Source organism: Chitinimonas sp., assembly GCF_036568685.1.
Lineage (GTDB): Bacteria > Pseudomonadota > Gammaproteobacteria > Burkholderiales > Chitinimonadaceae > Chitinimonas.
This window is the reverse complement of record NZ_DATCSC010000106.1, coordinates 39,068-60,740: the sequence shown is the minus strand read 5'-3', so window position 1 is coordinate 60,740 and position 21,673 is coordinate 39,068. Positions and strand designations below refer to the sequence as shown.

Sequence of the window (21,673 nt, the reverse complement as noted above, 5' to 3'; positions counted from 1 at the left end):
GTCGTGTCGCGAATCAGGCGGCGACGGCGGCTTGTTTGGTCAGGAGCGTGATCAGCGCAGCGATGCGGCTGCGCAACTCACGTCGATCGATGATCAGATCGATCGCGCCTTTTTCCAGCAGGAACTCGGCACGCTGGAAGCCCTCGGGCAGGGTCTCGCGCACGGTCTGTTCGATCACGCGCGGGCCGGCAAAGCCGATCAGTGCGCCGGGCTCGGCGATCACCACGTCCCCCAGGAAGGCGAAGGAGGCGGAGACACCACCCATGGTAGGGTCGGTCAGCAGCGAGATAAAGGGCAGGCCTGCGTCGGCAAGCTTGGTGAGGATGGCGCTGGTCTTGGCCATCTGCATCAGCGAGGTCAGGCCTTCCTGCATGCGCGCACCGCCAGAGGCAGAAACACAGATAAAGGGGCAGTTGTTCTCAATGGCAGCCTGTACCCCGCGGGTGAAGCGCTCACCCACCACGGAGCCCATCGAGCCGCCGATAAATTTGAACTCGAAGGCGGCGATGACCACGGGCAGCGATTGCATCGCCCCTTGCATGACCACCAGCGCATCTTCTTCGCCACTGCTTTCGCGTGCGGCATCAAGCCGCTCAGGGTAGCGCTTGGAGTCCTTGAACTTGAGGAAGTCGGTAGGCCGGACTTCGGCGCCGATCTCGAAGCGCCCTTCGGCGTCGAGCAGCGTGTCCAACCGCTGCCGGGCAGTAAGGGCATTGTGATGGCCACACTTGGGACATACCTCGAGATTGTTCTCCAGATCGGTACGGTAGAGCACGGCTTCGCAAGCCGAACACTTGCTCCAGAGGCCTTCCGGCACCGACTTGCTGGGGCCGGTCGGCTTGGCCTTGATCTTGGGGGGTAGCAGTTTCTGCAACCAACTCATACTGGTCTCCTGCGCCGGCGGCGATGCCGACCAAGCGCTTGAAAAATTGAAGGGCCGCGCTGGCGGCCCTGTCAGGGTTATTCCCGGGTGGTATCCATCGCGCTGCGCACCTCGCGCAGGAAGGCTGTCAGCCTGGCCGCCGCGTCGGCGCCATGCTCTTCGACCTCCTGCACCAGCCTGCTACCGATGATGACCGAGTCTGCGATCCGCGCGACCGCCTGGGCGGAAGCCGCGTCGCGGATGCCAAAACCGACCCCGATAGGCAGCTTGAGCTGACCACGGAGTTCATCGAGCTTGGCTGCCACGCTGGCAATGTCCAGGGTGGCGGCACCAGTTACGCCCTTGAGCGAGACATAGTAGACATAACCGGCGGCATGCTTGGCCACTTCCGCCACGCGCCAGGCGGGCGTGGTCGGGGCCAGCAGGAAGATAGGGTCAAGACCGTGCCGTTTGAGCGTGTCCGACAGTGCGCCGGCTTCCTCCGGCGGCATGTCCACCGTCAACACGCCATCGACGCCCGCCTCGGCGGCGGCTTCGGCGAAGGCGGCATAGCCCATGGCCTCGACGGGGTTGGCATAGCCCATCAGTACAACTGGCGTATCGGCATCGCGGCGGCGGAACTCACGCACCATGTCGAGCACGTGGTGCAGGCTGACGCCGTGCGCCAGTGCGCGCTCGGAAGCCTTCTGGATCACCGGGCCGTCGGCCATTGGATCGGAGAAGGGGACGCCCAGCTCGACAATGTCGGCGCCACCGGCTACCAGGGCGTGCATCAGCCCCACGGTGGCGGCCGGGTGCGGGTCGCCAGCGGTGATAAAGGGGATCAGGGCCTGTTTGTGGTTTTGTTGCAGGCTCGAGAACGTAGTCTGGATTCTTGACATAGGGTCAGGGGGTGCAGGCCGGTCGCGAGGACCGGCGTGAGGGTTCGCTTAGAGTTCGATGCCAGACAGCTTGGCCACGGTCGGGATGTCTTTGTCGCCACGCCCCGACAGATTGACCAGGATGATCTGGTCCTTGGGCAGCGTTGGCGCCAGCCGCTTGGCATAGGCCAACGCATGGCTGGACTCAAGGGCCGGAATGATACCCTCAGTCCGGCAAAGATCGTGAAATGCCGCAAGTGCCTCGTCATCGTTGGCGGCAGTATATTCGACCCGACCGATATCCTTGAGGTAGCTGTGCTCCGGTCCGACGCCCGGATAATCGAGCCCGGCCGAGATGGAATGGGTCTCGATGATCTGGCCGTTGGCATCCTGCATCAGATAGGTACGGTTGCCGTGCAGCACGCCCGGCTTGCCGGCGCTCAGCGGCGCAGCATGTCGGCCGGTCTCCACCCCTTCCCCGCCCGCTTCGACACCGATCATGCGTACGCCCGGCACCTGGATATAGGGGTAGAACATGCCGATGGCGTTGGAGCCACCACCTACGCAGGCGACCACCACATCCGGCTGGCGGCCAGCCATCTCGTGCATCTGTACCTTGGATTCCTCGCCGATCACGGCCTGGAAGTCACGTACCAGCATGGGGTACGGGTGGGGGCCAGCAGCGGTGCCGAGAATGTAGAAGGTGTTGTCGACATTGGTCACCCAGTCGCGCATCGCCTCATTGAGCGCATCCTTGAGGGTACGCGAGCCGGAGGTGACCGGTACGACGGTGGCGCCCATCAGTTTCATGCGGTAGACGTTGGCTGCCTGGCGCTGGATATCTTCTGCGCCCATGTAGACCACGCATTCCATGCCATAGCGGGCGGCCACCGTGGCCGACGCCACGCCGTGCTGGCCGGCACCAGTCTCGGCGATTACGCGGGTCTTGCCCATGCGGCGGGCCAACAAGGCCTGGCCGATGGTGTTGTTGATCTTGTGCGCGCCGGTGTGGTTCAGATCCTCGCGCTTGAGGTAGATCTGCGCGCCGCCCAGCAGCTCGGACCAGCGCTTGGCGTGGTAGATGGGGCTAGGGCGGCCAACGTAGTGCTTCAGCTCGTTACGGTATTCGGCCATAAAAGCCGGGTCGGCCTTGGCCCGCTCGTATTCGTGCTTGAGCTCGTCCAGCGCCGCCATCAGTGTTTCTGCAACAAAGATGCCGCCATAGTCGCCAAAGCGGCCACGTTCGTCAGGCAGGTCGTAGACGGCGGGGATGGGGAGGTCGTTGATTTGCATCGATATTCCGATTGAAACGTGTTGCTCAGGCCGCACTGCGTGCTGCGGCAATGAATTGGGCGATCCGGCTCGGGTCCTTGATCCCTCGGCTGGATTCTACGCCGCTGGATACATCCACCGCCCAGGGCTTTACCGAGCTGATGGCGGAACCGACATTCTCCGGCGTCAGGCCGCCCGAGAGTATCAGGGGCAGCGGCAATGTCGCCGGCAGCAGACCCCAGTCAAAGCGCTCGCCGGTGCCGCCAGGGGCCGCTGGCGAGTAGGCATCGCACAACAAACCACGTGCGTCGGCATAGCGGTCCGCCAATTCTACCAAATCGAGCCCCGGTTTCATCCTGACGGCCTTGATATAGGGACGGCCAAAGGCCCGGCAGTACTCCGGCGGTTCGTCGCCATGAAATTGCAGCAGATCCAGCGGCAGGGTGCGCAGCACCCCCTCGACCCAGGCAGGCTCCGCGTCGACGAACAGGCCGACGGTGCTGACAAACGGCGGTAGCGCTGCCACGATCTCGTGCGCAGTGTTAATCGAAACATGACGCGGGCTGGCTTCATAGAAGACCAGGCCGATGGCGTCGGCACCAAGTGCTGCGGTGGCCTTGGCGGTCGCGACGTCGCGCAGTCCGCAGATCTTGATGCGTGGGGTCATGGGTACGATGCGAGTATCCGGTAACGTGGCAGGTAGTGCTTGGAGGGAGCAGTGGGCGGCAATAGGATGCAACAACGCCGATCCAGCCGGCATTGGCAGTCAAATCCGGCCTAAGGGCTCGCCTTTGCGCAATTCAGACCAGATAGTGGCGGAACGAGGGCTCGCTGGCAATGCCAAATACCCCCGGGTAGCTCACGCCGGCGAAGTAGAGACCATCCGGCATGAAAGTTGGCGGGGCAATGGTACGGTCTCGTGCCGCCAGCAATTCCGCCATCCAGTCAGGCTCTGCGCCACCTTTGCCGATATGGACCAGGGCGCCCATCAGGTTGCGCACCATGTGGTGCAGAAAGCCGCCAGCTGATGCATCGACGCAAATCAGGCCGCCTTCGCGATGAATGTCGAGTCGGGTCAGCGTTTTGATCGGACTCTTGGCTTGGCACTCCGAGGAGCGGAAGCTGGAAAAGTCATGTTCGCCGAGGAGGTGCCCGGCCGCGGCCTGCATGCGTGCCAGATCGAGTGGAGCGTGATGCCACCCTACTCTGCCGGCCAGCAAGGCTGGCCTCACGGGGTGGTTAAGCAGCAGATAGCGGTAGTGCCGGGCGGTGGCGACAAAGCGGGCGTGAAAATCATCGCTGACTTGCTGTGCCCACAATACGGCTACACCTTGCGGTAGAAAACTGTTTACGCCTCGCACCCAGGCGGTGATGGGGCGGTCTGCTACGGTGTCGAAGTGGGCAATCTGCAAGCTGGCGTGAACGCCGGCGTCGGTGCGTCCCGCGGCATGCAGCCGTACCGGGTGCCCCGCCATGCGGCTGATGGCCTGTTCCAGTGCATCCTGTACGCTCTGCCCGTTCGGTTGGGCTTGCCAGCCACAGAAGGCACGGCCGTCGTATTCAAGTCCAACCGCAATCCGCATCAAGGGTCCTCAGTCAAAAAAACATGGGCCGCTTAACGCGGCCCATGTCATTTTACCGTCAGATTCGTACTTACAGCTGGGCAAGCAGCGATTCTGCGGTGGACTTCTGATCCGGACTGCCTTCGGTCAGTGCCTCTTGCAGGATCTCCCGAGCACCTTCCTTGTCACCCATGTCGATATAGGCGCGAGCCAAGTCGATCTTGGTGGTGACTGGGTCGTCCAGCTCGGCGCCGAAGTCGACCACGTCGGCGCCACTGGCCGCTTCCGGCGCAATGTCGAGGTCCAGGCTGACGCCGTCGAGGTTCAGCGGTGCTTCAGCGGCTGCAGCCGGAGCTGGCGTGTCGTCGAAGTTGAAGTCCAGCCCGCTGGCGAGGTCAGGCGTGTCCAGTTCGGCCAAGGTGGCGTCCGAAGCCGGCAGGCTCAGGTCGGGCACCTTGAAGTCGTCGCTATCGAGGTCCAGCGGGGAGACTGCGGCGGATGCCGGAGCGGGTTCGCTCGGCAGGTCCAGCGGGATGTCCAGCGAGAGAATGCCGTCATCCTGCGCTGCCGGAGTTTCCGCCTTGGGCTCGTCGGCTGCCGGCAGGTCCAGGTTGAAGTCACCCAGGTCGAAATCCATCTCCTGTGCAGCGGCAGGCGCCTCTGTCGGGGTGTCGTCTGCCAGCGTGGCGATCTCGGCCGGGACTTCGTGCGCCGCTTCCGGCGCAGTATCAAAGCCCAGGTCAAAGTCGAGATCGCTGGCTGGTGCGGCGGGAGCCGGTTCGGCGCTGTCCAGTTGGAAATCCAGGTCAGCAGCGGCGGCTTGCTCTTCCGGTGCCAGCAAGGGGCTGTCGAAGCGGGCGGTGTCGCCCAGTTCGCCCAGCGTGCCGGCGGCCATCACCATGGTCTTGTCGAGCGAGCCGGTGTCGACCGGAGCCTGTTGCTGATACAGCGTATTCTGCGGATCGAGCGCACGGCCCATTTCTGCAGCTTGCGTCCACAATGGGCCTTGGCCCTGGGTGCCAGAGTACAGCTCCTGAGCGGTTTGCTCGAAAGCCGAAGCATTCTTGCGACCGCTGTAGATTTCCAGCAGTTTCAGGCGGACTTCCTGGCGAGCTCCATCGCGGGTCAGCGCATCCTTGAGGATTTCCTCGGCCTGTGTATCACGACCGTAGGCCATGTAGACCTCGGCTTCGGCGATCGGGTCGACCTCATCGGTATCGATGGTGCCAAGTCCGGCGCGGCTGAAGTCGGTCAGGAAGGAGTTTTCGGTCACGCCCGTGCTGATCACGGCACCGCCGGTATTGCCGACCATGGTGTTGGACTTGAGGTCCGAACCCGTGATCACGCTGTCTTCGAAGTTGCCCTTCTTGCGACGGCGGCTCAGGAAGAAGGCACCACCACCCAGCAGTACCATGGCTGCACCACCGCCCAGTACCAGCGGGTTCTCGAGCAAGGACGGCTCGGGTTCCGGCTCCGGCATGATGACGGGGGGCTTCTTCTTGGGCTTAGGCTTGGGCTGCTCGGCAGCTGCCTCGGGAGCCTTGGTCTCGGCGGGCGCTGTGGCAGCCGGTGCTTCAACCTTGGTCTCGGGCTTGGCTTCGGGCTTGCTTTCCGGCTTGGCTTCGGCGACAGGGGCCGGTTTCACTTCCGGCTTGGTCTCGTGCTTTGCTTCCGGCTTGGCTTCTGCCTTGGGCGGCTCTGCTGCCTTGGCGGGAGCCTTGGCAGCTGCGTCGGCCTGTTTTTGCAGTTCCGCGCCTTGCTTGTTCTTCAAGGCAAGCAGGTCTTCGAGCTTCTTGTTGGTCTTTTCCAGATCCGCGACGCGCTGGTTGGATTCGGCCAATGCCTTCTTGCGGGCGGCGGCTTCCTCTTCGAGCGATTGCACGCGCTCCTTGAGTTTGCCGTCGTCGCCCTTGGAAAGCTTGAGGGTGTCCTTGCTGGTGGGCTCTGGTGTCTTGACCTTGTCTTCGACCTTGGCCGTGATCTTACCGCTGCCGGACTTGGTCTCGCCCGACGAGGCGGGGGCGCTGTCGGCAACCTTGCTGCGGTAGTTGCGCCAGTCTTCCGCCTGGACCTTGATTTCCTGAGCTGCGGCAGCGCGATCGACGCTGGTCAGGGTGTCCTTGTTCGGAATGGTCAGCACCTGACCCTGCTTCAGCCGGTTCATATTGCCAGCGAAGGCGCCTTGGTTGGCACGGTAAAGGCCAACCAGCATCTGATCGAGACTGACACCTTCGACCATGTTCAGATGTGCCACGCCTGCCAGGGTGTCACCGGACTTGACGGTATAGGTCTGGTCGCCGCTGGCGGGCTTGGCCTCAGGCTTTTTTGCCGGGCTGGCCTCCGGGGCCTTGACCGGCTCGGGCTTGGCCTGGGCAACCGGTTTGCTGGCCGGCGCCGTGGCGGGCTGCGTTGCTGCGGCAGTAGCAGGTTGCGCGGGGCTGGGGCGGCTTGCGACCGGCGCTGCAGTGTTGCTGCCGGGGTTGTAGCCAACCGGGTCGAGCAGCGCAGTGTATTCACGCAGTACGCGGCCACCGTCCCATTTCAGCTCGACCAGGAAGTCGAGGAAGGGCTCGTTGACTGCCTGCGAAGAATTCACGGCAATAAAGTATTGGCCGTTGGCACGCTTGTCGAGGTTGAAGCGCAGGCCCAGCGATACCGGCGGGTAATCGATCTGTGCTTCGCGGAATGCAGCGGCTGGTGCCAGCGCGGCCTTCAGTGACTCGACTTCCGCCGCCTGAACGGCAACCAGGTCGATCTCCGCGCGAAGGGGTTGCCCCAGGCCGGAGAGGATATTTAAACGGCCCAAGCCAGCCGAATGGGCGACAAGCGGCATCGCGGCCATGGCCACAGCCATCACGGTGGCTTTGAGTTTTGAATTGATTCGCACGGCTCCCACCTTTTTGCGGAGTCAAATTTCCGACAAATAAATTAACATCATGGGGTTAGGCACGCAAGCTAACGTGTCATCTGAGTTTAGATGGCAATATCGCCGAATAAAAAGGGGAAAATTTTGCCGCTTTAATTTCAATGGGATACATGACATTGGCGTGAAGCTGGCTTCGGTCAGCCTTGGGCCGTTGGTACAACAACCGGCGCTGTCGGTACCCGCTGAAGCTGCCAATTCGGCAGTGCCCAGTCCCATAAATCGGCAATCGAGGCCTTCAATAATCCCTTCGGCGGCATTTGCCCGAGCATGTCGAGTACCTGCCAGAGTTCACTCGTAGCTGTCTCCGTGATTAGTGCCGGCGCCCGAGTCTGCTTACTCAGCTTTTCTCCGGCCGTATTCACCAAAACCGGCAGGTGCGCGTATTTAGGCTGAGGATAAGCGAGACAGGATTGCAAATAGATTTGCCGCGGGGTCGAATCAAGCAGATCTGCGCCGCGGACTATATGGCTAATGCCCTGCTCGGCATCATCGACCACGACCGCCAGTTGATAGGCAAAGAAACCATCTGCCCGCAGCAACACAAAGTCGCCTAATTGCTGCTCCAGGTCTTGCTGCTGCGGTCCCTGGATTGCGTCGTCAAAGTGTATATATGCACCGGGCGTCACTCTGAGCCGCCAGGCGCGGGCTTCCCGACCTGCCGGCAGACCGGTCCTGCAGGTGCCGGGATAGACAGGTCCGTCGATGCCGCGCACGCTGGAGTCGGCAATCTCCTTGCGGGTACAGGCGCAACCGTAGGCCTGCCCTGCCCGCTTCAGCTTCTCCAGTGCAGTCCGGTAACGATCCAGGCGACGACTCTGGTATTCGACCGGGCCGTCCCATTCAAAACCAAAGGCTTCGAGCGTGCGCAATATACCGTCGGCTGCGCCAGCCATTTCCCGCGGTGGATCCAGGTCCTCGATGCGCAGCAGCCATTCTCCGCCGTGGCTGCGCGCTTCCAGATAGCTGCCGACGGCGGCTAGCAGCGAGCCCAGATGCAATGGGCCGGTAGGGCTTGGGGCGAAGCGGCCGCGGTAGCGGACAGTGGATTCGACAGGTTGCGTCATGGCAAGAGGAAGCGGCGAGATGGCGAGGAGCGGCGGGTCCCGGTACGGCAGGCTCAGAACCGGGCTGTATTATGAAATAACCAAGCCTATGCAAGGGGAGGCGGACGCTTCTGCTACAATTGCAGCCGGATTTCCGTGCTGCATATGAAGAAGGATTCAGCGTTATGACTTACGTGGTGACCGATGCCTGCGTGAAGTGCAAATATACCGACTGCGTGGACGTCTGTCCGGTCGATTGCTTCCACGAAGGCCCCAATTTCCTGGTGATCGATCCGGATGAGTGTATCGACTGCACGCTGTGTGTGGCCGAGTGCCCGGTCGAGGCCATCTATGCCGAGGACGATGTACCTGCGGACCAGCAGGCTTATATCCAGCTCAATGCCGAGCTTTCCAAGGGCTGGCCGGTCATCGTCGAGAAGAAGGACCCGCTGCCGGACCACGATCAGTGGGCCAGCGTCAAGGGCAAGCTGCAGCACCTGGACAAGGGCTGAGCGTCTTTCGCCCGTTTGTGGTGGAATTTGCCAGGACGGCGCCTGTCGAGAGCATCGACAGGCGCCGTTTGTATTTACGGAGTCAGCCCCTATACAGAACCGCCTCACGCGGCTTTAGAATCGTTGCAGCCTTCCTGGAGGAATACCGCGTCATGCAATCCCCCCGCTTCACCGTCTGCGCATTGGCCGTCTCACTGGCACTGTCCTGGGTTGGCCAGGCTGCTACGACCGGCAAATCGGCCAGTCGCCCCGTCAAAGCCGTGCCGGTTGCGATCACCGCCCCGGTGATCAGTCTGCAGGCTGGCCCCAGTGCGGCCGGCATCAGCGAGTTCCGCCTGCCCAATGGTCTGCGTATCCTGCTGGCGCCGGACCAGACCGAACCGGCGACCAGTGTGCTGGTGGCCTATGGCGTGGGCAGTCGGGACGAATCTCCCGGGGAATACGGTATGGCACACGTGCTTGAACACATGATGTTCAAGGGCAGCAAGCGCTTCGGTGATGAGCGGGCGGAATACCAGCGCCGTGGCATAGGCTGGAACGCCTATACCACGGTCGACAATACGGTCTATAGCAACGGTTTTGTCAGCAACGACGAGACCCTGGCCTGGTTGCTGGCACATGAAGCGGACCGTATGACCGGGGCATTGCTGCAGCCCGAGGCGCTGGCGACCGAGATGACCGTGGTCCGCAACGAATGGGAACGCGGCGAGAACAACAATAGCCAGGTGCTCAACCAGCGCATGCTGGCGGCGGCCTATATTGCCCATCCTTATCACCACAGCACCATTGGTTATCGTAGTGACATCGAGCATGTGGATATAGACCGGCTGCGCCAGTTCTATCAACGCTTCTATCGGCCGGACAATGCCACCCTCACCATCGCCGGCAAGTTTGATGTTGACGCGGCCAAGCAGGCGATCGTGCGCGAATTCGGTACTCTGCAGAACCCTCCCCTGCCGCTGGTCCGTGCGGTGCGCGTGGAGCCGGTGCAGGATGGCCAGCGTATCGTAGAGTTGCGCCGGCCCGGTGATGCCGAGCACGTGCGGGTGGCTTACCGGATCCCGGGTTGCGACCACCCCGATACACTGGCGCTACGCAATCTGGCAGCACTTTTGAGCAATACCCGCAACGGTCGCCTGCAGAGTGCCCTGGTGGAGACCAAGCAGGCGGTAAGCCAGTCTGCTTCGGTGCAATGCATGGAGCAAGATGGTCTCTTCGTGGCGGCGGCGACGGTGCCCAAGGGCGGTGACATGGCCAAGCTGGAGCGTGCCCTGATCGACCAGCTGGAGGGTTTGGACAAGGCGCCCTTTCAGGCCAGTGCCTTCGAGATGGTGCAACTGGGCACAGCCAATGCGGTCAAGCAGATGCGCAACAAGATCGGCACCCTTGCCAATCTGGCAACCCAACTGGCCAACCATACCGATTGGCGCTACGCGCTCTACAACCTTGATCGGGCGGAGACGATCAGCCTGGCCGAGGTCAACCAGGTCGGTCCGCGCTACTTCAAGGCGTCAGCGCGTATCGTCGGTCGCTTCCTGCCGACTGCCGAGGCTGATCGAGCCGAAATTCCGGTGGTGCCCGATACGGCGGCCTTGGTGCGTGACTACCAGCGCACCGCCATGGAGAGCGGCGAGGTGATCGAGCCGACCGCCGCTGCGGTCGAGGCGCGTACGGTGCGTGGCCAACTGGCCAATGGGCTGAAGTATGCCCTGCTGGCCAAGAAGACCAAGGGCAACGAGATACAAGGCCTGTTCCGGGTGCGCTTTGGCAGCCCCGAAGAGCGACGGCTGAACCGCATGCCGGGCGACTTTGCCGGCGACCTCCTCAACAAGGGGACCGAAAAGCTCGACAAGCTGGCGCTGGAGAATGCCTTCAACCGCTTGGATGCCGCCGCGAACTTTAACTCCAGCTCTGGCGGGGTACAGATCAACTTCAAGGCCCGGCACGACCAGATTGCCGATGCCGTGGCACTGTTCAGCGAAGTGGTGCGGCACCCGCGTTTCGACGGCGTGGAGTTCGATCTGCTCAAGCGCCGCTGGCTGGACTCGCTTGGCCGCGACAAGGCGCCAGAGCCGGAGCTGTTCGCCAATTCGCGGCTGACCCAGCATTTCGATATGGGGCTGCCTGCAGACAGCGTCTTGCGCAGCCTGACACGGCGTGAGCGCTTTGCCTTGGTTTCCGCCACCACGTTGGACATGGCGCGACGTTTCCACGGTGAGTACTACGGCGGCAGCGAGGGCGAGATCGTGCTGGTGGGCGACTTCGATGTGGCGGCGGTACAAAAGGCGCTGGAGCAGGGCTTTGGCAATTGGCCAGCCAAGAAGCCCTACGTCAAGGCGCAAGACCCCTACCGTGAGATTGCGCCGGTGCGTTTCGTCACCGAGACGCCGGATACCAAGAATGCCATCTATCAGGCGCAGGCCTATCTGCCGCTCGCCTACAGCTTCCATGACGACATGGTGCTGACCATGGCCAACCAGCTGCTGGGCCGTGGCCCGCAGTCCAGGCTCTGGCAACGGGTACGAGAGAAGGATGGTCTGACCTATGGCATAGGCAGCTCGCTGTCCTTTGATCGTGATGACGAATACGCCACCTGGTCGATCTCTGCCACTTTTGCCCCAGAGAATCGGGCCAAGATCGAAGCCGCCATCCTCGAAGAAATCAACCGGGCCCGCCGCGATGGCTTTACTGCCGAGGAGTTCGCGCGGGAGAAGGAAGGCGTATTACGTGGCTATCGCCAGACCCTGGCCTTCGATACCGCCCGCATGCGGCTACTGGCCGACTCGCTACGCTATGGGGAGCCCCTGAGCCTGACCGAAGCGCATATCCGCGACCTGGAGCAGTTGACCTTGGAGGAAGTGAACGCCGCCTTCAAGCGACACTTCGATCCGGCCAAGCTCAGCTACTCGCTCGCCGGCGACTTTGCCAAGGCGGAAGGCAAGCCTGCGGGTGACGATCCGCGCAAGATCGAGTTGTACTGAGTGCCGCCGCGCTGACGCGCAATGATTGATGGATGAAGAGGGGCCAGGCGCCCGGGGTTCCGGGCGCTTCTCATTTGGAGATATTTGGATGCCCTCTGCTGGCGCACAGGCATTCAATCCGCCTTCAGCAGGCGCCAGAGCGTGGTTCTGCTGATTCCCAATTGCCGTGCGGCTGCCTGGCGGTCACCGCCGCAGGCGGCCAGCGCGGCAGCGGCCTCTGCGCTGCGTGAGGCAGCCGGCAACGGTATTGCCGCTGGCTGGTCGCCGATGTCGGAGAGTTCCGGCGCCATGGTGGCCAGCGCATTTCTGTCGAGCGGCGTGCCACTGGCAGCCAGGGTGGCGCAGCGCTCGACCAGGTTTTGCAGCTCCCGCACATTGCCCGGCCAGTGATAGTGCCGGCTATATGCCAGCAGCGCGGCTACCAGGGCCGCTGGCGTGAGGCTCGCCGGCATGCGCCGCAGGGCATCCGTCGCAAGCGATTCCGCGATCAGCCGGATATCGTCGCCACGATCTGCCAACCGCGGCAGCTCAAGGGTCAGGATGGCCAGCCGGTAGTAAAGGTCCATGCGGAAGGTTCGCGCGGCCACCCCTTGGCGTAGTGCTGCGTGGGTGGCGGCGACAATACGTACATCCACCGGGATCGGCTCGGAACCCGCTAGCCGGATCACTTCACGCTCCTGCAGCACGCGTAGCAAGCGGGTCTGCAGCGGCAGGGGCATGTCGCCGATCTCATCCAGGAACAAGGTGCCTCGGTCTGCCAGCTCGATCAGCCCAGGCTTGCCACCTCGGCGGGAGCCGGTAAAGGCGCCCTCTTCGTAGCCAAACAGTTCCGATTCCAGCAGCTGCTCGGGAAAGGCGGCGCAGTTCAGGGCGACGAAAGGCCCGTCCGCCCTGCGCGACGCCAGATGTATGCCCTGTGCGAACAGCTCCTTGCCGGTGCCGGATTCTCCCAGTATCAGTACCGAAGCTTCGCTGCCTGCATAGCGCAGGGCGAGTTGTCGCGCCGTCGAGATGGCGGGAGAAACGCCGAGCACGTCCTCCAGCCGATAGCGTGCCCGGAATTGGCTGCGCTGGCTGGCAGCCCTCAGCTTACGGTCGGCCCGCTCGATCGCGGCTGATTCCTGCAAGGTCAACACCGCGCCGACCTGCTCACCACCTTCCAGCAGGGGTAGCTGCTGCGTGACCAGGGTGCGCCCGCCCACCACCACGACCTCATCGCGGCGGGCTTCGCCACTCTTGAGGACGATGTCCAGGCTCAGTGCGGGGGCCAGCTCGGCCCAGCGCCGTCCTTGCGCCCAGCTCTGCGCCACACCGATCAGCCGTGCCAGTGCCGGATTGATGCTCTCTACCCGGCCATCCCGCCCCACAGCCACCACGCCCTCGCTGAGACTTTCAACCAGTACATCCAGGCGCTCCCGCTTGGCCTCCTCCAACCGCGCGATGCGGACCAGTTCCAGTGCGCCGTCCAAAGCGTGGGATACCGCTTCGGGCGAATACAGCAATACCGCGGCGAGCCCGGCATCGCGTGCCCATTGCACCACCTGGCTGGAGCCGATCACCACGGTACCGGTCTGGCCCGTGAGACCGCTTAGAAAGGCCTGTGCTTCGTGATCCCCTTGATAGAGCTGGTGGCGGACTTCGACTTTCAACAGGGGCGCGAGGTGGGCAAAGGTATCACTCAGTTCCGTTCGGCTGAGCAGCGTGACCCGGCTACCCAGGGCCTGCGCATCGGCCAGCGCATGCAGGATGTCGTAGCCGCTGACTGCAATGCCGGCGACCGGCAGTGGCAGGTTATCGCGCAGCAAGGCCGCGCCACGGCCGGCTGCGACCACGGCGTCGATCTCGCCGCGCTTGACCATGGCCTGCAGCCCTTCCAGGGCCTGCTCTGCCGTCTTCTCAATCAGGCCGATCGCGCACTGGTCCGCATAGCGCGGCAGCAGTGCACGTATACGCTCGGCCAGGGCGCGGGTGGCAACAACGGCGATCTGTGGCAAAGGGGTGCGGGGCATGGCGTAGGGCTTGGTGGGTATCAGCGCGCGATCGCGGGTGCGTTGCATTGTTTCATCATTGGAACGAAGTTGAAACAAAATGAAACGCTGGTGGGGCCGGCTCGTAAGGGCGATATTCGGGCCAATCTCTTTGCAGCTTATTGATCTGGCGGGGAAAACAGTGCTGCCCCCGGCTTGGATTGGTCGGGTGGCAAGGGTTTTGCAATGGCAGAGCCCATCTTTCCCGGAGATCGCCCATGAAGACCCCATCCGTAGGTCAACGCTTCCGTCAGCTGGCTGTTACCGAAAAGCCTTTGCAGATCGTCGGCGCGATCAATGCCTATGCCGCCCTGCTGGCGGAGCATGCCGGCCACAAGGCCCTGTACGTGTCTGGTGGTGGGGTGGCGGCCAGCTCCTGTGGTCTACCCGATCTGGGTATCACCACCCTGGAGGACGTGCTGATCGACGTGCGTCGCATTACCGACCGTACCGATCTGCCAGTGCTGGTGGATATCGACACCGGTTGGGGTGGGACCTTCAACATCGCCCGCACCGTGCGCGAGATGATCCGCGCCGGCGCGGCGGCCGTGCATATCGAGGACCAGGTGCTGGCCAAGCGCTGCGGTCACCGGCCCGGTAAGGCCATCGTCTCGGCCGATGAGATGGTCGACCGTGTCAAAGCTGCCGTAGATGCCCGTACCGATAGCGACTTCGTGATCATGGCCCGCACCGACGCACTGGCGGTGGAAGGCCTGCAAGCCGCCATCGACCGTGCTAGCCGCTGCGTCGAAGCGGGGGCCGACATGATCTTCCCTGAGGCCATGGAAAGCCTGGAGATGTACAAGGCCTTTGTCGACGCGGTGAAGGTGCCGGTGCTGGCCAATATCACTGAATTCGGCAAGACCCCGCTGTTCACCCGCGATGAGCTGGCGAGCGTGGGTGTAAGCATGATGCTCTATCCGCTTTCTGCCTTCCGTGCCATGAGCAAAGCGGCACTGAACGTCTATGGCCATATCGCGGCCGAGGGCAGCCAGAAGAGTGTGCTCGATACCATGCAGACCCGTATGGAACTGTACGACCACCTGGGCTACCACGCCTACGAGCAGAAGCTTGACGCCCTGTTCGCCGCCGAAGGCAAGGTCTGACCATGACCTTTGCACTGCGTGGCGAGCGTGTGTTGTTGCGCGATTGGCGGGATGAGGATATCCCCGCCTGGGCGGCCATGAACGCGGATCCGGAGGTACGTCGTTACTTTCCTGGCGTACTGACGGCCGAGCAGGCGAGTGGCGAGGCCGAGCGCATCCGTGCCCACGGTGCGCGCGAAGGTTTCACCTTCTGGGCGCTGGAAATCCCCGGCGTGACGGACTTTGCCGGCTTTGTCGGCCTTTTGCGTACCAGCTTTGAAGCCCATTTCACGCCTTGTGTGGAAATAGGCTGGCGTTTGGCTACCCCTTGCTGGGGTAAGGGTTATGCGACCGAGGCTGCCCGCCTGGCCCTGGATCATGGCTTCAAGACGCTGGGGCTGGAAGAGATCGTTGCCCTGACTACCCTGACCAACCTCCCTTCGCAAGCGGTCATGCAGCGTTTGGGCATGAGCCGGCGTGAAGAAGACGATTTCGATCACCCACGGCTCGCCGTGGATCATCCGCTGCGCCGCCACCTGCTGTACCGCCTGCCTCGAGCCGATTGGCTGGCCGGGCAGAAGGCCTGAACCGACAACGCTGTTGCGGTCCCGCTGCCGCTTCATTCCAACAAGGAGACAAAGACATGACCGAAGCCCAATCCGTGTTGCCCAAGCCGAAGAAATCGGTGGCGCTCTCCGGCGTTGCCGCCGGCAATACCGCCCTGTGCACCGTGGGTCGTACTGGCAACGATCTGCACTACCGTGGCTACGATATCCTCGATGTGGCCAAGGCTTGTGAATTCGAAGAGATCGCCTTCCTCTTGGTGCACGGCAAGCTGCCCAACCGGGCAGAGCTGCAGGGCTACAAGCAAAAACTCAAGGCACTGCGCGGCTTGCCGCAGTCGGTCAAGGCTGTACTGGAAAATCTGCCGGCCAGCGCCCACCCCATGGACGTGATGCGCAGTGCTGTATCGGCGCTGGGTTGCACCCTGCCGGAAAAGGACGACCACAATGTCGCAGGAGCACGTGATATTGCGGACCGCCTGATGGCCAGCCTCGGTTCCATGCTGCTCTACTGGTACCACTACAGCCACAACGGCAAGCGCATCGAGGTCGAGACCGACGACGACAGCATCGGCGGTCACTTCCTGCACCTCTTGCATGGCGAAAAGCCGTCCGCGAGCTGGGTACGTGCCATGCATACCTCGCTGGTGCTGTATGCCGAGCATGAGTTCAACGCCTCGACCTTTACCGCCCGCGTGATCGCCGGCACGGGTTCCGACATGCATTCGGCCATCACCGGTGCCATTGGCGCACTGCGCGGTCCCAAGCATGGTGGCGCCAACGAGGTCGCCTTCGAGATCCAGAAGCGCTACGACTCGCCGGACGAAGCCGAGGCCGATATCCGCGCCCGGGTAGAACGCAAGGAAGTGGTGATCGGCTTTGGCCACCCGGTGTACACCATCAGTGACCCACGCAATGTGGTGATCAAGGATGTAGCCCGCTCCCTGTCGCTGGAGGCCGGCAACACCAAGATGTTCGATATCGCCGAGCGGCTGGAGAGCGTGATGTGGGAGATCAAGAAGATGTTCCCCAACCTCGACTGGTTCTCGGCCGTCAGCTACCACATGATGGGTGTGCCCACCGCGATGTTCACGCCGCTGTTCGTCATTGCCCGCACCAGCGGCTGGGCGGCACACGTGATCGAGCAACGGATCGACGGCAAGATCATTCGCCCCAGCGCCAACTATACCGGTCCTGAGGACCTGGCCTTCGTGCCCTTGGCCGAGCGCCCCTGACCCCGCGGGCGGGCCCTGCCCGCCCCGTTCTGACCTTCCCTTACAGCAAAACTAAGGACACACCATGTCTGCACATATCTCCAACGTCCGCCCGGCCCCGGATCAGGTGCTGGTCGACATCGCCGACTACGTCTGGAACTATGAGATCAAGTCCGACGAGGCCTACAACACCGCCCGCCTGTGCCTGATGGATACCCTCGGTTGTGGCTTCGAAGCGCTGGAATACCCGGCCTGTACCAAGCTGCTCGGGCCGGTCGTCCCTGGCACCGTGGTGCCCAATGGCGCCAAGGTACCCGGCACCTCCTTCCAGCTCGACCCCATCCAGGCGGCCTTCAACCTGGGCGCCATGATCCGCTGGCTGGACTTCAACGATACCTGGCTGGCTGCCGAGTGGGGGCACCCTTCGGACAACCTGGGCGGCATCCTGATGGCAGCCGACTGGCTCAGCCGTACCCGGGTGGCTGCCGGCAAAGCGCCACTGCTGATGCGCGATGTGCTGACCGCCATGATCAAGGCCCACGAGATCCAGGGCGTGCTGGCGCTGGAAAACAGCTTCAACCGAGTTGGCCTTGACCACGTCGTGCTGGTCAAGGTGGCCTCGACCGCCGTGGTGACCAAGCTGCTGGGCGGCACCCGCGATGAAGTGATCGACGCGGTCTCGCAAGCCTGGGTTGATGGCCAGGCCCTGCGTACCTACCGTCATGCTCCCAATACCGGCAGCCGCAAGAGCTGGGCGGCAGGCGACGCCACCAGCCGCGCCGTGCGCCTGGCTCTGATCACCCTAAAGGGCGAGATGGGTTACCCAGGCGTGCTGAGCGCCAAGGGCTGGGGCTTCTACGACGTACTGTTCAAGGGCAATGAGTTCAAGTTCCAACGCCCCTACGGCAGCTATGTGATGGAACAGGTGCTGTTCAAGATCAGCTTCCCGGCCGAATTCCACAGCCAGACCGCCGTGGAATGTGCCATGACTCTGCACGGCAAGCTGGCTGCAGCCGGCAAGTCGGCGGCGGACATCAAGAAGATCACCATCCGCACCCACGAAGCCTGCATCCGCATCATCGACAAGAAGGGCCCGCTCAACAACCCGGCCGACCGCGACCACTGCGTGCAGTATATGGTGGCCGTACCGCTGATCTTCGGTCGCCTGACCGCGGCCGACTATGAGGACGGCATCGCTGCCGATCCGCGTATCGACGCCCTGCGCGACAAGATCATCTGCGTTGAGGACCCCGCCTTCACCAAGGACTACCACGATCCCGAGAAGCGCTCGATCGCCAATGGTCTGACCGTAGAGCTGAACGACGGTACCGTGCTGGACGAAGTTGTCTGCGAATACCCGATCGGCCACCGTCGTCGCCGTGGCGATGGCATTCCTTTGCTGGAGGCCAAGTTCAAGACCAATCTGGCCCGCCAGTTCCCGGTCAAGCAAGCCGCCGCCATCTATGCACTGTGCGACAACCAGAAGCAGCTGGAAGCCACCCCGGTCAACGAGTTCGTGGACCTGATGGTGATCTGACCCGGCCTAGTCGGTCTGCTACGGCAAGCTGCGGTCTGAACGGGAAGCCTCTGGCTTCCCGTTTTCCATGGTGTGTTTGTCCGAATCTGTCCTGTACGTGTCGTTGCCGGGTGCTGTGCATAAGCGCTGCCAAGACTACAGTGCGTGCTCCTCACAAGTACTAGGGAGTCGTAAAATGTCTGCAGCTTTGCTGGTGATCGATGTACAGGAGTCCTTTCGTCATGCGCCCTACTGGCAGGATATGGAATTGCCCGCCTACCTTGACCGCCAGAACAGGCTGATCGCCGCAGCCCGGCAAGCCGGGGTACCCGTAGTGCGCGTATTCCATGTCGATCTGGTCGGGTTTCCGCATTTCAGCCGGGAGTCGGGTTATATCGTGCCCTTGGCGGGGAGCGATGATTATGCCGACCACACGGTGGAGAAGCATGTACACAGTGCCATGGTTGATACCGGCCTGCCGGACTGGCTGGCAGAGCGTGGCGTACAGCGGCTGATCGTGTCCGGCATCCGTACCGAGCAGTGCTGCGAGACGACTACCCGCCATGCTGCCGATCTTGGATTTGCGGTGGATTACATCAGTGATGCCACCCTGACCTTCCCCATGCAGCACGCCAACGGCCGGTGCTATACGACCGATGAGCTGCGCGAACGAACCGAGCTGGTGCTGGCTGGACGATTTGCCCGTATACGCAGTACGGCTGAGATGGTGGCTGAATTGAGCGAGGAGTGAGCGATGCTGAGCATGCGCCCTGGTTGTGAGTGCTGTGACCGAGACCTGAAAGCCGATGAGGCTAGAGCCTATATCTGCAGCTTCGAGTGCACCTTCTGCAGCCGATGTGCGCAAGGGCATCTGGGCCTGCGCTGCCCCAACTGCGGCGGTGAGCTGCTGCCAAGACCTGCGCGGCCAAGCGCATTGCTGAGCAAACACCCGGCCAGTACTGAGCGTGTTTACCACCCAGAGCGTCATCGCCATGCCGAGTGAGCCTGCCTGCGCCGGCCCGGTGGTGCCGGTCTACTTCATCCTGCTCCCGGGGCATTTGCTGCTGGATTTTGCTGGCCCGGCCGAGGCACTGCGCATCGCCAACCAGAATGGTGCGCGCTTTACGTTGCACTACTGCGGGCCGGACCCGCAAGCAGGCAATTCGCTCGGGCTTAGCCTGGGTGGGTTGGTACCCTTGCCGGAGCCCGTACCCGACGGTGCCTGGTTGATCATTCCAGGGCTCAGCAGTGCGCTGGCGAATGAAAACAGCCCGGCTTCGAAGGTGGCTGTCGCCTGGTTGGCTCGCGTGTATCGGGCCGAGCTGCAACTCATCACCATCTGTTCGGCTGCCTTGCTGGCTGCGGCCGCTGGCCTGCTGCCCGGGCGGCGTTGCACCACCCACCATAGCCTGATCGGCCGCTTGCGGGCCTTGGCGCCGACGGCACGGATAGAAGACGACCGTATCTTCAGCATCGACGGCAATATCGCCAGCTCGGCCGGCATTACCACCGGCATAGACCTGACCTTGGAGCTGATCTCGCGTACCGCCGGCCCGCGCGTAGCGCTGGAGGTGGCACGCGAGATGGTGGTCTGGCTGCGGCGCGATGGTGGCAGCTCGCAGCACTCACCCTACCTTGATCATCGTAATCACCTGCACCCGGCAGTACATCGGGCCCAGGACGCCATAGCCGCGGCACCGGAGCGACGTTGGCGCATGGAAGAGTTGGCCGAGGTGGCCTGCGTCAGCCCGCGGCACCTGGCGCGGCTGTTCAAGCAACACGCTGGTCTGGCGCCCAATGACTACTGCCAGCAGATGCAACTGGCTTATGCCGAACCTCTGCTCGCGCGGACCGATTGGTCGTTGGAACGCGTGGCCGAGGCGGCCGGTTTTGGTTCGGCGCGCGACTTGCGGCGGGTATGGCTGCGCCAGCGTGGGCTGGCGCTGCGGCGCGCCGAGCTTGGCTAACGCTGTCAGGCTGCCAGGGGAGCCGTGGCCAGACCCGGCTCTCTGGCCAGGATACGGCGATAGAAAGCCGCCAACCGCTCGGCAGTGGCGGGGGCGCTCCAGCTGGTGGCGTAGACGGCGGCCTGCTCTGCCAGTTCGGCACGCAGGGTGGGTTGGTCCAGGAGCTGGGCAAGCTTGGCGGCAAAGTCCTCGACCGTGTTCTCGGCACACAGGCAGCCCAGACCCGGTTGCAGGATATCGCGGGCCCCCATGGCCGGGATGGCTACCACCGGCAGACCCATGGCCATGGCTTCCAGCAGCACCAGGCCCTGCGTCTCGGTGGTCGAGGCAAAGGCAAAGACGTCGGCCGCCCGGTAGCAGTTGGGTAGCTCGCGTGCGCGGTCCATATAGCCCAGAAAGAGCACATGTCCGGTGATGCCCAGCTTGGCCACCTTGGCCTTGAGGTGACCGAGTGCCGGCCCTTCCCCTGCGATCACCAGCAAGAAGCGTGGCCGTTGCCGTGCCAGTCGTGCAGTCACCTCGAGCAGCATGTCGATATTCTTTTCATGTGCTACCCGCCCCACGAAAAGCGCGACCTCGCGGTCGGCCGCGATGCCGTGCCGAGCGCGGAAGTCGGCGCCGTCGCCAACCGAGAATTGAGCTAGTGGTATGCCGGTGGGAATGATCTCGATCGGTGCCGTTACGCCGTAGCTATGCAAGGCGTCACGCATGGCCAAGGAGGGGGCGATCACGCCATCGGTGGCATTGCACTGCCCACGCGAGAAGCGGCGGGCCACCAACCGGGTCAGGCTGGCAGGCAGCAGCTTGGCATAGTGGTGCAGGTATTCTTCAAAGAAGGTGTGGTAGGTGGTGACCACCGGCAGCTGCATCTTGCTGGCGAGCTCCAGGCCCGCGTAGTGGGCAATGAAGGGCGTCTGGATATGCACCAGATCGTAGCCTCGCGAGGTCAGCTCTGGCAGCTGCAGGCGAATGGCGTGCCGTTGCATCAGGCGGTCCTCGGGGTCGAAGGCGAGGTAGCGCGAGGGGATGCGGTGTATGCCTTCTTCGGCCGACGTATCAGGGTAGGCTGGCGCGATCAGGTCGATCTGTACGCCTTGTGCCGGCATCTCCCGGCGAAAAGTCTGGATCGAGGTCGATACCCCGTTGACGCGGGGAAAGTACACATCCGATACCATCAGTACGCGCATGCCCGACCCCTGCTTTGGATAAATGGCTGGAGCCTAGTCGCCGGGCATGACGAAATGATGACCGCCCTGGCGTGC

18 protein-coding genes are annotated in these 21,673 nt (G+C 62.9%); 9 read left to right on the top strand and 9 right to left on the bottom strand.

Annotated elements, in window-relative coordinates; genetic code table 11:
- Positions 1–13: 13 nt before the first annotated feature.
- From accD to gluQRS, 7 genes are all read right to left on the bottom strand, one after another.
- Positions 14–883, bottom strand: a complete 870-nt coding sequence (gene accD, locus VIM95_RS15130; RefSeq protein ID WP_331987264.1) for an acetyl-CoA carboxylase, carboxyltransferase subunit beta — start codon at positions 881–883, stop codon at positions 14–16.
- A gap of 77 nt (positions 884–960) precedes the next feature.
- Positions 961–1,764: a tryptophan synthase subunit alpha gene (gene trpA, locus VIM95_RS15125; RefSeq protein ID WP_331987260.1), complete on the bottom strand. Its 804-nt coding sequence runs from the start codon at positions 1,762–1,764 to the stop codon at positions 961–963.
- Positions 1,765–1,812: 48 nt separating this feature from the next.
- Positions 1,813–3,036 carry a tryptophan synthase subunit beta gene (gene trpB, locus VIM95_RS15120; RefSeq protein ID WP_331987256.1) on the bottom strand — a complete coding sequence of 408 codons (1,224 nt, stop codon included), beginning with the start codon at positions 3,034–3,036 and terminating at the stop codon, positions 1,813–1,815.
- Positions 3,037–3,061: 25 nt separating this feature from the next.
- Entirely contained in the window at positions 3,062–3,682 is a 621-nt protein-coding gene (locus VIM95_RS15115; RefSeq protein WP_331987252.1) for a phosphoribosylanthranilate isomerase, read from the bottom strand.
- Between the two features lie 133 nt (positions 3,683–3,815).
- Positions 3,816–4,598, bottom strand: coding sequence for a tRNA pseudouridine(38-40) synthase TruA (truA, locus tag VIM95_RS15110; protein WP_331987249.1), 783 nt, complete (start codon positions 4,596–4,598; stop codon positions 3,816–3,818).
- A gap of 70 nt (positions 4,599–4,668) precedes the next feature.
- The gene (locus tag VIM95_RS15105) at positions 4,669–7,464 is read right to left on the bottom strand and encodes a FimV/HubP family polar landmark protein (protein WP_331987245.1); all 2,796 of its coding nucleotides are present in this window, start codon (positions 7,462–7,464) and stop codon (positions 4,669–4,671) included.
- Between the two features lie 176 nt (positions 7,465–7,640).
- Positions 7,641–8,567, bottom strand: coding sequence for a tRNA glutamyl-Q(34) synthetase GluQRS (gluQRS, locus tag VIM95_RS15100; protein ID WP_331987241.1), 927 nt, complete (start codon positions 8,565–8,567; stop codon positions 7,641–7,643).
- Positions 8,568–8,731: 164 nt separating this feature from the next.
- On the opposite strand from gluQRS, the gene fdxA reads away from it, so the two are divergent.
- Together fdxA and VIM95_RS15090 are read left to right on the top strand one after the other, a co-directional pair.
- A complete protein-coding gene (gene fdxA, locus VIM95_RS15095; RefSeq protein WP_331987239.1) occupies positions 8,732–9,058 on the top strand; it encodes a ferredoxin FdxA in 327 nt (108 codons plus the stop codon).
- A 152-nt stretch (positions 9,059–9,210) separates the two neighbouring features.
- Positions 9,211–12,039: a pitrilysin family protein gene (locus VIM95_RS15090; RefSeq protein ID WP_331987236.1), complete on the top strand. Its 2,829-nt coding sequence runs from the start codon at positions 9,211–9,213 to the stop codon at positions 12,037–12,039.
- Positions 12,040–12,152: 113 nt separating this feature from the next.
- Here the strand turns inward: VIM95_RS15090 and prpR are convergent, their stop codons facing one another.
- Positions 12,153–14,096, bottom strand: coding sequence for a propionate catabolism operon regulatory protein PrpR (prpR, locus tag VIM95_RS15085; protein WP_331987233.1), 1,944 nt, complete (start codon positions 14,094–14,096; stop codon positions 12,153–12,155).
- 188 nt (positions 14,097–14,284) lie between these two features.
- Between prpR and prpB the strand changes: the two genes are divergently transcribed.
- The 7 genes from prpB to VIM95_RS15055 all read left to right on the top strand — a co-directional run bounded on the left by prpB (position 14,285) and on the right by VIM95_RS15055 (position 20,411).
- Positions 14,285–15,172, top strand: a complete 888-nt coding sequence (prpB, locus tag VIM95_RS15080) for a methylisocitrate lyase (RefSeq protein ID WP_331987230.1) — start codon at positions 14,285–14,287, stop codon at positions 15,170–15,172.
- 2 nt (positions 15,173–15,174) lie between these two features.
- The gene (locus VIM95_RS15075; protein WP_331987227.1) at positions 15,175–15,738 is read left to right on the top strand and encodes a GNAT family N-acetyltransferase; all 564 of its coding nucleotides are present in this window, start codon (positions 15,175–15,177) and stop codon (positions 15,736–15,738) included.
- A 56-nt stretch (positions 15,739–15,794) separates the two neighbouring features.
- Positions 15,795–16,949, top strand: coding sequence for a bifunctional 2-methylcitrate synthase/citrate synthase (prpC, locus tag VIM95_RS15070; protein ID WP_331987224.1), 1,155 nt, complete (start codon positions 15,795–15,797; stop codon positions 16,947–16,949).
- A 64-nt stretch (positions 16,950–17,013) separates the two neighbouring features.
- On the top strand, positions 17,014–18,465 hold the full coding sequence (locus VIM95_RS15065) for a bifunctional 2-methylcitrate dehydratase/aconitate hydratase (protein ID WP_331987220.1): 1,452 nt from the start codon (positions 17,014–17,016) through the stop codon (positions 18,463–18,465).
- Positions 18,466–18,640: 175 nt separating this feature from the next.
- A complete protein-coding gene (locus VIM95_RS15060; RefSeq protein ID WP_331987218.1) occupies positions 18,641–19,195 on the top strand; it encodes a cysteine hydrolase family protein in 555 nt (184 codons plus the stop codon).
- 3 nt (positions 19,196–19,198) lie between these two features.
- The gene (locus VIM95_RS23415) at positions 19,199–19,447 is read left to right on the top strand and encodes a DUF1272 domain-containing protein (protein WP_414648533.1); all 249 of its coding nucleotides are present in this window, start codon (positions 19,199–19,201) and stop codon (positions 19,445–19,447) included.
- Positions 19,410–20,411, top strand: a complete 1,002-nt coding sequence (locus VIM95_RS15055) for a GlxA family transcriptional regulator (protein ID WP_331987215.1) — start codon at positions 19,410–19,412, stop codon at positions 20,409–20,411. The genes VIM95_RS23415 and VIM95_RS15055 overlap by 38 nt, the downstream gene beginning before the upstream one ends.
- Before the next feature lie 5 nt (positions 20,412–20,416).
- Here the strand turns inward: VIM95_RS15055 and VIM95_RS15050 are convergent, their stop codons facing one another.
- Positions 20,417–21,598 carry a glycosyltransferase gene (locus VIM95_RS15050; protein ID WP_331987212.1) on the bottom strand — a complete coding sequence of 394 codons (1,182 nt, stop codon included), beginning with the start codon at positions 21,596–21,598 and terminating at the stop codon, positions 20,417–20,419.
- Positions 21,599–21,673: the final 75 nt, after the last annotated feature.

What these genes read in the sequence shown, in the direction of transcription:
- accD (WP_331987264.1), bottom strand. Translation starts at nt 883, where the DNA reads ATGAGTTGGTTGCAGAAACTGCTACCCCCCAAGATCAAGGCCAAGCCG.
- trpA (WP_331987260.1), bottom strand. Translation starts at nt 1,764, where the DNA reads ATGTCAAGAATCCAGACTACGTTCTCGAGCCTGCAACAAAACCACAAA.
- trpB (WP_331987256.1), bottom strand. Translation starts at nt 3,036, where the DNA reads ATGCAAATCAACGACCTCCCCATCCCCGCCGTCTACGACCTGCCTGAC.
- VIM95_RS15115 (WP_331987252.1), bottom strand. Translation starts at nt 3,682, where the DNA reads ATGACCCCACGCATCAAGATCTGCGGACTGCGCGACGTCGCGACCGCC.
- truA (WP_331987249.1), bottom strand. Translation starts at nt 4,598, where the DNA reads ATGCGGATTGCGGTTGGACTTGAATACGACGGCCGTGCCTTCTGTGGC.
- gluQRS (WP_331987241.1), bottom strand. Translation starts at nt 8,567, where the DNA reads ATGACGCAACCTGTCGAATCCACTGTCCGCTACCGCGGCCGCTTCGCC.
- fdxA (WP_331987239.1), top strand. Translation starts at nt 8,732, where the DNA reads ATGACTTACGTGGTGACCGATGCCTGCGTGAAGTGCAAATATACCGAC.
- VIM95_RS15090 (WP_331987236.1), top strand. Translation starts at nt 9,211, where the DNA reads ATGCAATCCCCCCGCTTCACCGTCTGCGCATTGGCCGTCTCACTGGCA.
- prpR (WP_331987233.1), bottom strand. Translation starts at nt 14,096, where the DNA reads ATGCAACGCACCCGCGATCGCGCGCTGATACCCACCAAGCCCTACGCC.
- prpB (WP_331987230.1), top strand. Translation starts at nt 14,285, where the DNA reads ATGAAGACCCCATCCGTAGGTCAACGCTTCCGTCAGCTGGCTGTTACC.
- VIM95_RS15075 (WP_331987227.1), top strand. Translation starts at nt 15,175, where the DNA reads ATGACCTTTGCACTGCGTGGCGAGCGTGTGTTGTTGCGCGATTGGCGG.
- prpC (WP_331987224.1), top strand. Translation starts at nt 15,795, where the DNA reads ATGACCGAAGCCCAATCCGTGTTGCCCAAGCCGAAGAAATCGGTGGCG.
- VIM95_RS15065 (WP_331987220.1), top strand. Translation starts at nt 17,014, where the DNA reads ATGTCTGCACATATCTCCAACGTCCGCCCGGCCCCGGATCAGGTGCTG.
- VIM95_RS15060 (WP_331987218.1), top strand. Translation starts at nt 18,641, where the DNA reads ATGTCTGCAGCTTTGCTGGTGATCGATGTACAGGAGTCCTTTCGTCAT.
- VIM95_RS23415 (WP_414648533.1), top strand. Translation starts at nt 19,199, where the DNA reads ATGCTGAGCATGCGCCCTGGTTGTGAGTGCTGTGACCGAGACCTGAAA.
- VIM95_RS15050 (WP_331987212.1), bottom strand. Translation starts at nt 21,598, where the DNA reads ATGCGCGTACTGATGGTATCGGATGTGTACTTTCCCCGCGTCAACGGG.